This is a genomic window from Sporosarcina ureae (assembly GCF_002109325.1).
GTDB classification, from domain to species: domain Bacteria; phylum Bacillota; class Bacilli; order Bacillales_A; family Planococcaceae; genus Sporosarcina; species Sporosarcina ureae_C.
The window spans coordinates 1,700,109-1,715,079 of record NZ_CP015348.1 but is presented as its reverse complement, the minus strand read 5'-3'; the positions used below and the strand labels follow the sequence as shown (position 1 = coordinate 1,715,079).

Here is a 14,971-nt window from a genome sequence, read left to right as displayed (position 1 = left end):
ACGAGAAGGGGGAAGACGAGTATGGAGAAATTTTTAACTATAGTAGAGAAGCAACGTCACTTAATGTATGAAGAAATGAGAGAAGCAGCCGAGCTAATGTTTCGCGATGAGACAGATGAAGAGCAAATTGCACAATTCTTGATCGCGTTATCAAAGAAAGGCGAAACCTCACATGAAGTAGCCGCACTGGCCGCTGTGATGAAAACCTATGCAAATGAACTAACACCAGCAGAAGCACGTTATTTGGATAACTGTGGAACAGGCGGAGATGGCGTCAATACATTTAATATTAGTACGACAGCTGCCTTTGTTTTGGCAGGTGCGGGTGTACAGGTTGCGAAACATGGTAACCGTAAAATATCGAGCGCGTCAGGGAGCCAAGACGTCTTGGATGCACTTGGCATTCATCCAGACTTCCAGATAACAGATATGCAGAATTTATTAGAACAACAAGGAATCGCATTTTTATTCGCGCCAGCTATTCATCCGAAAATGAAACGAATTGGTGCTATACGAAATAAAATCGGTAAAACAACGATCTTTAATTTAGTAGGTCCCTTAACGAATCCTGTATCACTGGAAACACAATTCACGGGTATTAACCGTCCTGATTTCATTATGGAGTATGCTTCCGTACTGAGAATGCTAGGGCGGGAACGGGCAATTGTCGTAAGTGGAGCAGGGGGGATGGATGAAGCGTCTTTAGCAGGTCAGAATGAATTTGTCCTACTCGATCATGGCGATTTAATTCCGTTTTCATTGACTGCAGATGACGTGGGACTTGAATATGCACCATTGTCAGCGATTAAAGGTGGAAATGCAGTAGAAAATGCTGCAACAACGCGATCGATCTTAAGTGGAGAACGTGGACCGAAGTTCGATACAGTCGTATTGAATGCAGGAATCGGTTTGTTCGCAAATGGCAAAGTGTCTACTATTCAAGAAGGTGTAAAAGTTGCCACAGAAAGTATACTTTCGGGCAAAGCGTTAGAAAAATTAGAGGCCGTTGTCGCATTCAGCGAATTGATCCGGCAAAAGGCGGTTATCCAATGACGATTTTAGATAAAATTATTGCACAGAAGAAGATAGAAGTAGAACGTCTGTTAAAAAGTAACACGATATTTCCCGAGCGAGAGATCATACGTCCATCACTTTATCAGACATTAAGAAAAGCCAAACACGTCCAAGTCATTTCTGAAATGAAGCGTGCCTCACCTTCCAAAGGAATCATCGCAGAAGGTGCAAATCCAGTAAAGCAAGCAAAAGCCTATTATGAAGCAGGTGCTGCGTGTATATCCGTACTGACGGATCAGGAATTTTTCAAAGGGTCATTTGAAGATTTATCTGCAGTAGCGGACGCGGTACCGATCGCATTATTATGCAAAGACTTTATCATCCATAAAGTTCAGATCGACCAAGCAAAAAGTGCAGGTGCCTCCGTTATTTTATTGATTGTGGCTGCGCTTGATGATGAAACGCTCGGAAGTCTGTATACGTATGCCAATGAAGAAGGTTTGGATGTACTTGTCGAGGTGCATAACGTCGAAGAACTACAGCGAGCATTGGCGATTGATGCGAGAATCATCGGTGTCAATAATCGTGATCTGCATACATTCGAAGTGGATTTAGCACATACGGAACTGATCGCATCACACTTCCCGTTTGATGAAGAGCGTGTGTTTGTCAGCGAAAGTGGAATCTGGGGACGTGAGGATGCAGAACGTGCATCGAAAGCGGGAGCAAGTGCAGTGCTTGTCGGAGAATCGTTGATGCGCAGTGATTCAGTGAAGGAAGCCTTGCAAGCATTACAAGTAGAAAAACACGTGATTCGACCATGACAAAAGTTAAGATTTGCGGATTGATGAAACCTGAACATGTGAAAGCGGCTGTAGATGCAGGTGCGGATGCAATAGGTTTTGTCTTCGCACCTAGTCGCAGGGAAGTGACGATAGAGCAGGCGCGTGAATTGGCAATGCTCATCCCGCCGACCGTGTTGAAAATTGGTGTCTTCGTTGATGAAACGATCGAGCAACTGCAAAAGACTTTTAAAGAAGTGCCGCTTGATTATATTCAGTACCACGGAGAAGAGACGCCAGCTTTCATTCAGCAAGTAGGGTTACCTTCCATTAAAGCACTTGCTATAGAAACTGAAGACGACGTGAAGCTCGCTACTACCTATGACGTGGATTATTATTTATTTGATACACCAGGTGTTGAATACAAAGGCGGTAGCGGTAAGACGTTCGACTGGTCATTACTTGAAAATGCTGGAGTGTCAAAAGAGCAGATTATTTTAGCCGGTGGATTGCATGCAGGAAATGTGCAGGAAGCGCTAGGGCAAGTGAATCCATACATGGTAGATGTCTCTAGTGGTGTGGAAATAGAGAAGCAAAAAGACACGGGACGCATTCAGACGTTTATTCATACAGCGAAGGGTAGGAGAGATTGTCATGACAACAGAAACTAAAGGACGCTACGGGAAATTTGGGGGACAATTCGTTCCGGAAACATTGATGACTGCACTACAGGAATTAGAATTGGCTTACGAAGAAGCGCAGCAAGATCCTGCGTTTTCAAAAGAACTGGATTACTATTTAAAAGAATTTGTTGGTCGTGAAACACCTTTGTTTTTTGCAGAGCGTTTGACGAAGCATGCAGGTGGCGCAAAAATCTATTTAAAACGTGAAGATTTGAACCATACAGGTGCTCATAAAATCAACAACTCTCTTGGCCAGGCATTGCTTGCGATTCGTATGGGCAAGAAGAAAATTGTGGCAGAGACAGGCGCCGGCCAACATGGTGTGGCAACAGCTACTGCTTGTGCGTTACTCGGCCTAGAGTGCGTTGTTTTCATGGGGAAAGAAGATATCCGTCGTCAAGAACTAAATGTTTTCCGTATGGAACTTCTCGGCACGAAGGTAGTTTCCGTCGATAAAGGTTCAGGAACGTTGAAGGACGCAGTGAATGAAGCACTACGCTACTGGGTTTCAAATGTAGATGACACACATTATATTCTCGGATCAGCCCTAGGCCCACATCCATTCCCACAAATTGTTCGTGATTTCCAGCGTGTCATTGGGGATGAAACACGTAAGCAAATCGTGGAACATGAAGGACGTCTGCCTGATGCAGTCGTGGCTTGTATTGGTGGCGGTAGTAACGCGATTGGTATGTTCCATCCTTTCATCGATGATCAAGACGTGAAATTGTACGGTGTAGAAGCAGCGGGTAGCGGTATTTCAACAGGCAAACACGCGGCAGCCATTGCAGGTAAACAAGAAGGGGTTTTGCATGGTGCGTATATGTATGTACTACAAGATGACGATGGCTTCATCCAAGAAGCGCACTCGATTTCAGCAGGTCTCGATTACCCTGCAGTAGGACCGGAACATTGCCATTTAGCTGATATAAAGCGTGTGAAGTATGACTCCGTTACGGATCAGCAAGCACTAGAAGGAGTGCAACTACTATCTCGTGTTGAGGGAATTATTCCTGCTTTAGAAAGTGCGCATGCCGTCTATTATGCAGTTCAACTAGCGAAAGAAATGAAAGCAGAAGAGACGCTCGTCATCTGTCTGTCGGGCCGCGGTGACAAAGATATGCAAACAGTCCGTGATGCGCTAGGAGGGCAAACGAAATGACAAAACAACAAGTAATGCAAGCGATTCTACATTGTAATGAGCAGGGTAATAAAGCATTTGTTCCGTATATTATGGCGGGGGACGGCGGATTGCAGACGTTGAAAAAGACTATCCTCTTCCTGCAAGAAGCAGGTGCAACAGCAATTGAAGTAGGCATTCCATTTTCCGATCCAGTAGCGGATGGTGAAGTGATTCAACAGGCGGGTGAACGTGCTCTTGCTGAGGGGATTACACTTCGTAAAGTAATGAAAGAACTAGCATCGTTCAAGGAAGAAGTAACGGTTCCGCTAGTCATCATGACGTATTTGAATCCTGTGCTTAGCTACGGTTTGACAGCCATTGCAGCAGATTGCGAAGCAAGTGGAGTCTATGGTTTGATCATTCCGGATCTTCCGCTTGAAGAAAGCGGAATGTTGAAAGATGCATTAAAGAATAGCGATGTGGCGCTGATCCAATTGGTTTCGCTCACAAGTCCCACTGAGCGAATCGAAGCCATCGCGAAAGCAGCTGAAGGTTTCATTTACGCAGTGACAGTAAACGGTATCACGGGTGTCCGTTCATCATTTACAGAAGGACTTGAAGGTCACTTGGAGCGGCTTAAAGCGGCTAGTTCTGTTCCAGTACTTGCTGGATTCGGGATATCGACTCCTGAGCAAGTGAGATCACTAGGATCCTTGGCTGACGGGGTAATTGTAGGAAGTGCGATCGTCACGGCCCTTCATGTAGGAGATCACGAAACGGTTCGTACGTTAATCAACGCATCTAAAAATCAATTAACAAATAGCTAACTATTTACCGGACAACTGACATATATCAGTTGTTCGTTTTTTTATTCTCAATAAAACTATCCACAAAAGAAGAATTGTGAATAACTTTTTCTGTTATTTAAGTAAGTTTATATAAAGTATGCACAATAACAGGGGATTAACTGTTCATAAGGGGGGATAACTTAATGATTACCCACAATCCATTTCATATGTAGTAGAAAGCTCGTGATGACGATGGAGTTTCGTGAATATGATAAAGTAGGACGTAGAAAGGGTGATGAGTAGAATGATTCGTCCAGCACGTTTAGTACAAGGTGATGTGATTGGGATTGTGGCGCCTGCTAGTCCTGTAGAACGTAAGGTTTTAGAGCGGTCATTTCAATTTTTGGAGCAATTAGGTCTTCGCTATAAAGTAGGACAGTCCGTGTATAAGAAAAATGGTTATTTGGCAGGGACTGATGAAGAGAGACTTGCTGATTTGCATGACATGTTCAAAGATCCTGAAGTGAAGGGTATTTTCTGCGCGGGTGGCGGATACGGTTCTGCCCGCTATGCCGAGCAACTAGATCTCGATTTAATTCACGATAATCCAAAAGTGTTTTGGGGATTTAGTGATATTACCTATCTACATACCGTGATCCGTCAAGGTGCAGGCCTCGTGACATTCCATGGGCCGATGCTGGCATCCTGTGTTGCACAGGAGACATTCCATGAGATGTCCGGTAAAATGTTCGGGCAATTGTTTTCCCCTGTAGAAGTTCATTACACGGAAGCAATCTCACCACTAGAAACGCTTGTTGGCGGGGTAGCAGAAGGTGAAGTGATCGGCGGTAATTTAACGCAACTCGTTAATAGTTTAGGCAGTGAATTTGAGATCAAGACGAATAACCGTTTACTCGTACTCGAGGATGTAGGTGAAGAGCCGTATAAAGTAGATCGCCTACTCAACCAATTACGTCTCGCAGGCAAGCTTCGCGAGGCAGCAGGCATCGTGATTGGTGATTTTGCGAAATCGACACCAACGAAGCCAGATGCTTCACTTGCAATGAATGAAGTGTTCGACCATTATTTCGGCAATCTGAATCAACCTGTCGTGAAAGGATTCCGTATCGGTCATTGTGAGCCGAACATTGCCATTCCATTTGGCGTGAAAGGACGTTTGGATGCACATAATAAGACATTGACGATCTTACCGGGAGTAGAATAAATGCAAATTCGCACGGTTTATATTGTGTAATTGGTGAACGTCAAATAAACCCCCGACACTTGTTTAACAAGCGTCGGGGGTTTTCGTTATGTCATCCAGTATGGAAAGGAATCTGCAGAACGTCTTGCCGTGGGCTTCGGTATGCTTCATTTACTAATGAAAAGATGACAGACTGAATTTGAAATTAATAGAACAGCCACTTGCCGCATAGGATATAGAAGATTTGAGAGTGATCACAAGACAGACAAGCACGTTGATCATGACAGATGAATCATTATTTTCAGCTAACAATGCCAGGAAGTTGCTAGAGGTGCGCGCAATGAATGTACTGAATATTAAATTGATGAAGTTGGGGGGAATCCTTGAAGCCTTGAAAATCAATGGATTGGCTGTAGTAAATGGTATAGAGTCTACTGCTAGTGGTGTAATGTATACCCGTTCACAAATGGAATTCAGTAAGGAGTCTGGTCTTGAAACTAATGATACAGTAGGTGAAAACATATGCATATAAATGAAAAATGGATGTGCGCTGTTAGCGTTGCGACGGTGTGGACGGATCCTGATTCTCCACGTGTGGCGGATTTACCTGCCTTGGATCATCCCGTGCAAATGGATAGATGGCTATCCCATCTATCTTATGAGGAACGTCTAGCATTAAGTGAGAAGAATCAAATCCAAACACAGCTATTATATGGCGAGCCCGTGATTGTTGAGGATGTCGTTGGCGATTGGGCACGTATAGTTGCCATTTCCCAGCAGACACGTAAAGATCCACGCGGCTATCCAGGCTGGGTGCCACTCGTTCAACTTTCTATGCGGGAACGAATAAGGGCAGAAGAGTTTGTTCGGGTTTCGAATCCAAAAGCTGCACTGTTTGATGAATCAGGTACATTCTTTTTACGTGTATCGTTCAACACAATTTTTCCTTCCGGTGAACGGAGGGGGAAGAAACTACGTGTGTGGACACCGCATGGCTGGAAGTTATTGAATGCATCAGATGTGGAGACGGTGGGAGAAGAATCGATTCATCGCACGCTTACACTGGGAAGACGTTTCATGGGCTTACCCTATTTATGGGGGGTATGTCTGCATGGGGCTTTGATTGCTCGGGGTTTATTCGTGCTATTTGGGAAGCTTGCGGAATTGGTCTACCACGTGATGCTGTGGATCAGGCAGAAGCCGGTAGACCGATCTCGCTTGACTCTGCAGATTGGCAAAAAGGTGATTTACTCTTTTTTGAGAATGAAGAACAGTGTATTCATCATGTAGCGATGTACGTGGGCAACGGAAAAATTCTTCACGCACCTTCAACTGGGAAATTAATTGAACAAATTGAGCTGAATAAGTCTGTATATGCTGAAAATGTCTGTAGAGTGCGCAGAATTATTTAATCGTACGAAAACTATAAACAGCAAGTATTAGCGAAGACTCCCTTCTTTTATGTATACTGAAAAGAGTATATAGAAAAGGGAGCTGTCTTCATGTCTGAACAAAAACCAATGAGTGAATCGAGAACGATCCAGAGTAAGCTAGTCTTACCACCGGATACAAATCATATTCAATCCATTTTCGGTGGTAAAGTACTTTCCTACATCGATGAAATTGCAGCGATTTCTGCTATGAAACATGCGGGCACACGAGCTGCGATCACCGCTTCGATCGATTCTGTCGATTTCGTTTCTCCTGCTTTGCTAGGAGACGTTATTGAACTTGAAGCGATAGTTACTTCAGTTGGCCGTACTTCAATGGAAGTGTTCATTTCTGTACATTCCAAAAACCTTGTGACAGGTGAAGTGAGGTTAACGACGGAATCATTCTGTACGATGGTTGCGGTAGATGACACGAACTGTCCGATACCCGTGGCGGAAGTGTATCCCGAAACGGAATTGGAAAAACGTCTTTTCGAAACTGCACCTGCACGACGTGAACTTCGTAAGCAACGAAGATTGATGAAGCATTGATCAAAACACAAGGCCGAAACGGGCATCCGTTTCGGCCTTGTGTTTTTATTTTAGAAATGCCTAGTCAATTTTTAAGTTCTAGTGTATTATATAACTAATACACTAGAGTGGAAGGAGTGTTTTAAAGATGAAGACAGTATTTGGCGGTCTAATACAGAAAGAATGGATTATGTTAAAGAGGTTGATATTTTGGATTTTTCTGCTGGATATAGTAGTCATTACGGTAGCACCCCCTTTAGTAACGAGCTTCGCTGGAAGACTAGATACACTGTACGATAATACGCATATCATTGTGGGTGTTTTGCTCGTTTTGCATATATTTGCTGGTGTTTTTATCTTATTCGAAAGTTTGAAAAGAGAGATGAGGACATTGGATATGTGGTTACATTCTCCAACATCCATGGTTCAACTCGTCGGTGCTAAATTAACATTTGCCGTTTTGCTGGCATTAGGCAGCTTATTCTTTAGCGGTTTTCTCGGTGGGATCGTCCTCTATGTAATAAAAGACGGGACAATAGGAGTTGAAGGGAAAGAAGTGTTGGCATTAGTCAGTGTAGTACTGGCGCTATCCATAAAGTTGATCTTTATGACGGCTACTGGTTGGTTCTTCTGGAGTGTATATAAAGTGATTAAGTCAAGACTGCGCTTCTTTTCGATACCATTCATCTTGCTGTTCATTGTGAGTGCATTAGTCATTTGGGAACAACTACGAATTAATGGATTCTTTGATTGGCTTCGTACGATTGTATCAGTACGGCTGACGGATGAGTCCTTTTACAATGAACATACGAGTTACTTTTTCATGGGGTTTGTACCGGATGGCATTGCCTTTTCGGTAGGCAATTTAGCCTTTTACCTAATCATCAGCTTTGTATTACTAATGATAGGATCTATGTTCTTTGAGAAGAAAGTGAGGGTGTAACGATGAGTATGGAATTTCTACCAGATAAACCGATTTACCAACAACTCGTCGATCACATTATGGGGGAAATCATTCGAGGCACGCTTGCAGTAGGGGAGAAGTTACCATCTGTACGGGAATATGCTGTTTTGGTCGGCGTGAATGCTAACACAATGCAAAGGGTCTATAGGGAACTTGAGAATCTAGGGATTACCGATACGAGAAGGGGGCAGGGATCATTCGTGACAGAAAATCATGCAAGGATTCAAGAACTCCGTGAAGAGATGAAAGAGCAACTTGTCGAGTCATTCATTCAAAATGTTGAGGCTCTAGGCTTCACAACGAACGAAATGGTCCACTACTTACAGAAGCGGGGTGGAAGTGATGATTGAATTGCAGATTGTTTCGAAACGTTATGGAGCTAAGCGAGCATTGGATGGAGTGTCACTTACGTTGCCCAAAGGAAGAATCATTGGACTGGTAGGTGAAAACGGTAGTGGGAAAACGACACTGCTTAAAATAGTAGCAGGGTTATTGACACCTACTACCGGGCTTGCAGTGTTTGATAACAATAAAATCACAAGGAGAGTCGCTTCTTCAGTAGCTTATATGCCTGATGGTGATTTGTTTTTTCCGGAATTTAATGTAAAACAATTATTTGATTTCTATAATTCGCAGTTTAAGGATTTCAACAGGAAGAAAGCAGAGGAAATCGCAGAGTTTCTTAGTATCCCACTGGATGCAAAGATCAGCACGCTGTCAAAAGGTAACCAGGGCCGAGTGAAAATTGCTGCAACACTTGGAAGAAATGCTTCCTATTATTTGCTTGATGAGCCGTTTTCGGGATTAGATCCGATGGTACGGGAAGATATAGCAAGGGGGCTCATCCGTTTCACCGATACAGAATGGCAAACCGTTCTCCTCTCTACACATGAAATTAAAGAAGTAGAACCATTATTGGATGAGATGATCGTGATGAAAGAAGGTCAACTACTCGCCCATAAAGAAATAGATGATATCCGTGAAATATACGGAATGGATGCTACTACATGGCTCATTTCATTGTTTCGGCAGTAGTTTTAGACATATAAAAAGCAGTGGATGAAAAGGCTTTAAGCCCGCTCATTCACTGCTGTTTGTTTGTATTAGTTATTGCTGCTGAACGTACGGACTAGTCCAAGTACTGTTCCACCAAGAATAAATGCGAACAATGCATACATGATATAGACGAACCACATGAATATCCTCTCCTTTGATCAGTATCCTGCCTATCATTGTAACACCTCGACAGGCGCGTTGCAATGGACTTTGTGAGACAATCGTGGCCGTAATCTATCCAAATGAGTGAGTGATGGTTATTTTATCGTTCGCTTTTTAATAAATCACGAATCTCAGTGAGCAATTCCTCTTTTATATCTAGTGGTTTTTCTTCCTCTTCTTCTTCAACTATCTCAGCTGGCTTCATTTTCAACTTCATAAGTACCCGTAAGAAGACGAAGATCGAACCTGCAACAATCAAGAAATCAATGATAGATTGAATGAATAGACCGTATTTTATTGCAGCATCGCCAATTGTATAACTCAATGAAGAGAAGTCTAGACCACCTAACAAAACTCCAATAAGTGGTGTCATAATATTTTCAACTAAAGAAGAAACAATTGTTCCGAAAGCTGCACCAATTACGACACCGATTGCCAAATCGAAAATATTTCCTTTAAACGCAAACTCCTTAAAATCCTTCCACATACACATAACCTCCTTTTATAGTTTTGTAGTATCCTACTACGTCTGTAATTTACCCAATTGTGAGCGTTGTAAACGCTGATATAATGCAATGGATGCACATAACCAGACTGAACTAGCTAATACACCACCGACTATATCGCTTGGGAAATGTACGCCCAGGTAAATCCTGCTAACCGCGATCATTACGATCATAAAGATGGCAAGAATAGTAATACCCGTACGTGCCCATACATTACGTAAGTTCCGCCAAATGATATAAGCGAGAATGGTATAAAGACTGAACGCCATCATCGTGTGTCCACTTGGGAAGCTGTACCCACCAATATCTATTAAGCGATCAAAGTCAGGACGTTCACGTTTGAAGATGAATTTAAGGACTTGATTGAGAATGCCTGTCCCCCCAAGTACCGCAGCGAATAATACGGCCTGTGCCTTATGTTTCTTCCATAGAAGAACGGCAAGTGTAAGTACAGCGAGCAACGCGACTGTAGTGGTGGAGCCGATTGTAGTAAATGTCTTCATAATAGACGTCAAACCCGAAGTTTGTGTGCCTTGTATTACATCTATAATAGGCTCATCAAAACTCGAGATCGTATGTTGATGAATGGATCTGGCAATATAGGCGAAAAAGCCGGTGAATAAAATACAAATAATCCAAACGGATACTAAACGAAGTGATAATTCACGCATGGTATACATTCCTTTCTATAGGTGTATATTCTGAACGATTGTAAAATGAATGTACAGTGAAATGTAGGGATCAATAGGTTGGATGATGGAGTTTTGGCTGGCAATATAAGTGGGGCGGTCATTGGCCCCACTTCGGCGGTGGTGGATGGCTTCTGCAATGAGCCAGACAGGAAGTACGCCTGGCTGTCTCATTACTACGCCTACCACGTGCAGCCGCCTTCGTTTGATAGTGTGTAGGGCAGTTCTGATTCTTGTTTTTCGAGTACACAAATAATTTGTCCGTACAAGTAAGTAGGATACGATGTTAGGTAGCTGTTTTGCGAACCCATACTCTTCCTTGTTTTATGCAAAAGTTGATTTGACTGTCTATGTAAGTGGAGCGGTCATTGACCCCACTTCGGCGGTGGTGGATGGCTTCCGCAATGAGCCAGACAGGAAGTTCGCCTGACTGTCTCATTACTACGCCTACCACGTGCAGCCGCCTTCGTTTGATAGGGCGTAGGGCAGTTCTGATTCTTGTTTTGCAAGAATAGTAACTAGTACTACCCAGTCACTGGTTTTATCTCCTATAAACCACAAACAAACTTGGTAAGTACTTAGTAGCGCAGGCACAACTGCGGGGTAGGCCGTGGCCGTGAGACAGCTAGCAGCCCCACCGCTAGTTGGCTCATGGCTGTAGGCAATCCCCCACGTGCTTGCGCGAGTCCTAAGCACGACCCTCACTACTTTCCATGCACAAACCAATGTCGAGCAACGATCCTCTGATCTTCATCATTTATAAACCACAACCTAACTTGGTAAGTACTCAGTAGCGCAGGCACAACTGCGGGGTAGGCCGTGGCCATGAGACAGCTAGCAGCTCCACCGCTAGTTGGCTCCTGGCTGGAGGCAATCCCCCACGTGCCTGCGCGAGTCCAAAGCATGACCCTCACTACTTTCAACGACAAAGCCTAACTCGAGCAACGACCCGATCTATCTGGAGTCACGCCCCAATCTAAACATTGTCATATCAACCACCACCTAAAACATATGACATTTGTCATCTCAAAGTCATGACATCTATGCCTACCCCTCCCTCCGTATAAAAGGTATTCTTAATGTACTAGCAAACCCAATAGGAGGGAAATTCAAACATGAGTAAAGAGCAAACAAAGCAACTGCACAAAGACGTCGCGCCTTTCGCGAAGTCCGATCTGAAAAAGAGCATTGTTCAAATGATCAACACGATTCCACCAGTATTTATTCTGTGGTTCTTGGCTTACCAGAGCCTGAGCGTATCTGTAACTCTAACGGTAGTGTTATCAATCGTTGCAGCGTTCTTTGTAGTTCGCACATTCATCATCTTCCATGACTGCACGCACGGTTCATTCTTCCGCAATAAGAAAGCGAATAGCATTGTAGGAACAATCACTGGCGTCTTGACATTATTCCCGTATGAAAAATGGAAAAGAGAGCACTCGATTCACCACGCATCTAGTTCAAACTTAGACAAACGCGGTGTTGGAGATATCTGGGTCATGACCGTTGAAGAATACGAAAATGCTTCTAAGTTCGAACGTTTCAGCTACCGTGTTTACCGTAACCCTATTGTGTTATTCGGATTTGGACCTTTATATTTGGTACTAATCGCAGGTCGCTTTAACCGTAAAGACGCGCGTAAGAAAGAGCGTATGAACACATATTTGATCAATATTATTCTTATTGCAGTTTATACAGTATTAATCGTAGCTATTGGCTGGAAAGCATTCTTGCTGATTCAAGGTACGATGATGTTCACGGCTGGTGCCCTTGGTATTTGGTTGTTCTACATCCAACATACATTTGAAGATTCTTATTTCGAAGAGGAATCGGACTGGGATTATGTTAAAGCAGCAGTTGAAGGAAGTTCATACTATCAATTGCCACGTGCTCTACAGTGGGCAACAGGAAATATCGGATTCCACCACGTGCATCACTTAGCACCACGTGTACCAAACTATAACTTGGAAATGGCGCATGAATTAACTCCGCCACTACACAAAGCAACAACGATTACATTGAAGACTAGCTTTGAATCATTGCGTTACCGCTTATATGATCCAGCTAATAAAAAATTCATCACATTTAAAGAAGCAAAACAATATGTACCAAAAGAAAAGTTATCAATTGATTTAAAACCGAAACGTACACGCTTATCATAAAATGGCGGGAGAAGGAGTAATCCTTCTCCGCCTTTTTATTTTGCGTAAATATCTCGAGAGAGCTAGACAAGTAAATATTTGTTACAATGAAATGAAAAGGATGGCGATCAGAACTGATGTATAGTTGGTATAGTATATTTCCAAAAAGCCCATGGCTCAGTATTTATGCTTGGGTTGTATTTTGTATATTGCCTTTCTTTTTTATTTTACGAAGCGCGTCTCCATTTAATTTAACGATTGGCGTTATATTATTAGTGTTATTTTTCCTTTCTTACTATTTCTCCGCCAGGTCCAAAAGTGGTCTTATGTATATGTGGATCAGTTTTGAAATCGTTATTTCGGTCGTCATGACATTATTATTTGGTTATGTCTATTTATCTTTGTTCATTGCATTTTCCATTGGTAATATTAGAAGGCCAGTCGGGTTTTTCATTATTTACGGATTACATATTGCGATTTTAATTGCAGCAATTGTTGCAGGATTCTTTCTTGAAATTGAGTTGTTTTTACCACAAATCCACTTTGTCATTATTACGGTTATTGGCGTAGTATTATTGCCTTTTAATCTATACAATCGACAAAAGCGGGACTTACTGCAAGATCAGTTAGAGATTGCCAGGGAACGGATATCCGAGCTAATGATTATTCAAGAACGCGAGCGAATTGCACGGGATCTCCATGATACGTTAGGACAAAAGTTATCGATGATTGGTTTGAAAAGTGATCTAGCTTCTAAATTAATGGATCGAGATATCGAAACCGCAAAAGCAGAGATTCAAGATATACGTCAAATATCCAGTACTGCTTTAAAAGAAGTGCGCGTTCTCGTCAGTGGCATGCGACGAGTGAAGATTAAAGATGAACTGGTTCGAGTTCAACAATTGCTAAAAGCAGCTGAAATTGAAGTGGAGATAGAAGGCAATCCAAACTTCCCTGACATGTCTCCTATTGTAGAAAATGTACTAGTTATGTGTTTGAAAGAAGCGATCAATAATGTAGTGAGACATAGCTATGCAGAGCGATGCTATATCCAATTTGAACACACAGAAAAATCATTTGTAATTAAAGTGAAAGATAACGGAATTGGTATAGCGAAAGACGGGGCAAACTTACCGGGTAACGGACTGGATGGTATGAAAGAACGATTGGAATTCGTTAACGGTAAATTATCGGTTACGAGTGACAATGGGACGCAGCTTAAAATTTCCGTACCTGCTGTCTTGAAACAAATAAAGGAGGGATGAATATGATCCGCATTGTAATCGCAGAAGATCAAGGAATGCTGCTCGGTGCGCTAGGGTCGTTATTGAATCTGGAAGAAGATATGGAAGTGGTGGGCAAGGCCAAGAATGGTCAGGAAGCCATAGATTTAGTTAAAACCCTTCAGCCGGATGTTTGTATTATGGATATAGAGATGCCTATTAAAACGGGCCTCGACGCTGCAGAAGAACTCCAAGACTTAGATTGTCAGATTATCATTTTGACAACTTTTGCACGAGCAGGCTATTTCGAACGGGCACGTAATGCCGGAGTCCGTGGATATTTACTAAAAGATAATCCGATTGAAGAACTCGTAAAATCTATTCATTCCATTATTGAAGGACGTCGTATCTATGCACCAGAATTAATCGATTTAGCCTTTGATATGAAGGAAGAAGAGAAAAATCCGTTGACCGAGCGGGAAGTACAAGTACTGAAGCTTGTGTCAGAAGGAAAAACTACGAAGCAAATTGCCGCGGAGTTATTTTTGTCCCCTGGGACCGTTCGAAATTATGTATCGACAATCTTGGACAAGCTCGGTGTACGCAATCGCATAGAAGCGATTACGCTCTTTAATGAAAAAGGTTGGTTTAGTTAAAATCAATTTCTGACTTCGG

Annotated in this window: 19 protein-coding genes and 1 pseudogene; 16 read left to right on the top strand and 4 right to left on the bottom strand. The window is 42.7% G+C overall.

Annotated features, from left to right (window positions below):
• Positions 1-21: 21 nt before the first annotated feature.
• The 13 genes and pseudogenes from trpD to SporoP32a_RS08580 all read left to right on the top strand — a co-directional run bounded on the left by trpD (position 22) and on the right by SporoP32a_RS08580 (position 9,554).
• On the top strand, positions 22-1,053 hold the full coding sequence (gene trpD / locus SporoP32a_RS08635; RefSeq protein WP_085427523.1) for an anthranilate phosphoribosyltransferase: 1,032 nt from the start codon (positions 22-24) through the stop codon (positions 1,051-1,053).
• On the top strand, positions 1,050-1,838 hold the full coding sequence (trpC, locus tag SporoP32a_RS08630; protein WP_085427522.1) for an indole-3-glycerol phosphate synthase TrpC: 789 nt from the start codon (positions 1,050-1,052) through the stop codon (positions 1,836-1,838). The genes trpD and trpC overlap by 4 nt, the downstream gene beginning before the upstream one ends.
• A complete protein-coding gene (locus SporoP32a_RS08625) occupies positions 1,835-2,467 on the top strand; it encodes a phosphoribosylanthranilate isomerase (protein ID WP_085427521.1) in 633 nt (210 codons plus the stop codon). Before trpC ends, SporoP32a_RS08625 begins: the two co-directional genes overlap by 4 nt.
• Positions 2,451-3,641 carry a tryptophan synthase subunit beta gene (gene trpB / locus SporoP32a_RS08620; protein ID WP_085427520.1) on the top strand — a complete coding sequence of 397 codons (1,191 nt, stop codon included), beginning with the start codon at positions 2,451-2,453 and terminating at the stop codon, positions 3,639-3,641. Before SporoP32a_RS08625 ends, trpB begins: the two co-directional genes overlap by 17 nt.
• On the top strand, positions 3,638-4,429 hold the full coding sequence (gene trpA / locus SporoP32a_RS08615) for a tryptophan synthase subunit alpha (RefSeq protein ID WP_085427519.1): 792 nt from the start codon (positions 3,638-3,640) through the stop codon (positions 4,427-4,429). Before trpB ends, trpA begins: the two co-directional genes overlap by 4 nt.
• A 256-nt stretch (positions 4,430-4,685) precedes the next feature.
• Positions 4,686-5,615, top strand: a complete 930-nt coding sequence (locus SporoP32a_RS08610; RefSeq protein ID WP_085427518.1) for a S66 peptidase family protein — start codon at positions 4,686-4,688, stop codon at positions 5,613-5,615.
• A gap of 229 nt (positions 5,616-5,844) precedes the next feature.
• Positions 5,845-6,126: an enolase C-terminal domain-like protein gene (locus tag SporoP32a_RS08605; protein WP_085427517.1), complete on the top strand. Its 282-nt coding sequence runs from the start codon at positions 5,845-5,847 to the stop codon at positions 6,124-6,126.
• Positions 6,117-6,560, top strand: a pseudogene (locus SporoP32a_RS17485) (NlpC/P60 family protein); the annotation flags it as partial. The gene SporoP32a_RS08605 and the pseudogene SporoP32a_RS17485, both read left to right, overlap by 10 nt.
• Before the next feature lie 128 nt (positions 6,561-6,688).
• A complete protein-coding gene (locus tag SporoP32a_RS17480) occupies positions 6,689-7,006 on the top strand; it encodes a C40 family peptidase (RefSeq protein WP_157129954.1) in 318 nt (105 codons plus the stop codon).
• A gap of 90 nt (positions 7,007-7,096) precedes the next feature.
• A complete protein-coding gene (locus SporoP32a_RS08595; protein WP_085427515.1) occupies positions 7,097-7,576 on the top strand; it encodes an acyl-CoA thioesterase in 480 nt (159 codons plus the stop codon).
• Between the two features lie 127 nt (positions 7,577-7,703).
• Positions 7,704-8,498: a hypothetical protein gene (locus SporoP32a_RS08590; RefSeq protein WP_085427514.1), complete on the top strand. Its 795-nt coding sequence runs from the start codon at positions 7,704-7,706 to the stop codon at positions 8,496-8,498.
• Positions 8,499-8,500: 2 nt separating this feature from the next.
• On the top strand, positions 8,501-8,869 hold the full coding sequence (locus SporoP32a_RS08585) for a GntR family transcriptional regulator (protein ID WP_085427513.1): 369 nt from the start codon (positions 8,501-8,503) through the stop codon (positions 8,867-8,869).
• Complete coding sequence (locus SporoP32a_RS08580) at positions 8,862-9,554, top strand: ABC transporter ATP-binding protein (protein WP_085427512.1); 693 nt, start codon at positions 8,862-8,864, stop codon at positions 9,552-9,554. The genes SporoP32a_RS08585 and SporoP32a_RS08580 overlap by 8 nt, the downstream gene beginning before the upstream one ends.
• Positions 9,555-9,837: 283 nt before the next feature.
• Here SporoP32a_RS08580 and mscL read toward each other — a convergent pair whose 3' ends face one another.
• From mscL to SporoP32a_RS16785, 4 genes are all read right to left on the bottom strand, one after another.
• Positions 9,838-10,224 (bottom strand): large conductance mechanosensitive channel protein MscL, encoded by a 387-nt coding sequence (gene mscL / locus SporoP32a_RS08575; RefSeq protein WP_085427511.1) that lies wholly within the window; start codon positions 10,222-10,224, stop codon positions 9,838-9,840.
• Positions 10,225-10,260: 36 nt separating this feature from the next.
• Positions 10,261-10,914, bottom strand: coding sequence for a phosphatase PAP2 family protein (locus SporoP32a_RS08570; RefSeq protein WP_198166134.1), 654 nt, complete (start codon positions 10,912-10,914; stop codon positions 10,261-10,263).
• Positions 10,915-10,929: 15 nt separating this feature from the next.
• Positions 10,930-11,121 (bottom strand): hypothetical protein, encoded by a 192-nt coding sequence (locus SporoP32a_RS16790; protein WP_157129953.1) that lies wholly within the window; start codon positions 11,119-11,121, stop codon positions 10,930-10,932.
• Positions 11,122-11,218: 97 nt separating this feature from the next.
• Positions 11,219-11,386: a hypothetical protein gene (locus SporoP32a_RS16785; RefSeq protein ID WP_157129952.1), complete on the bottom strand. Its 168-nt coding sequence runs from the start codon at positions 11,384-11,386 to the stop codon at positions 11,219-11,221.
• 661 nt (positions 11,387-12,047) lie between these two features.
• On the opposite strand from SporoP32a_RS16785, the gene SporoP32a_RS08560 reads away from it, so the two are divergent.
• The 3 genes from SporoP32a_RS08560 (at position 12,048) to SporoP32a_RS08550 (ending at position 14,952) form a co-directional block, all read left to right on the top strand.
• A complete protein-coding gene (locus SporoP32a_RS08560) occupies positions 12,048-13,094 on the top strand; it encodes a Delta(5) desaturase DesA (protein WP_085427508.1) in 1,047 nt (348 codons plus the stop codon).
• A 116-nt stretch (positions 13,095-13,210) separates the two neighbouring features.
• Positions 13,211-14,338 (top strand): sensor histidine kinase, encoded by a 1,128-nt coding sequence (locus SporoP32a_RS08555; RefSeq protein ID WP_085427507.1) that lies wholly within the window; start codon positions 13,211-13,213, stop codon positions 14,336-14,338.
• 2 nt (positions 14,339-14,340) lie between these two features.
• Entirely contained in the window at positions 14,341-14,952 is a 612-nt protein-coding gene (locus SporoP32a_RS08550; protein ID WP_085427506.1) for a response regulator transcription factor, read from the top strand.
• The last annotated feature ends 19 nt before the right edge of the window (positions 14,953-14,971 follow it).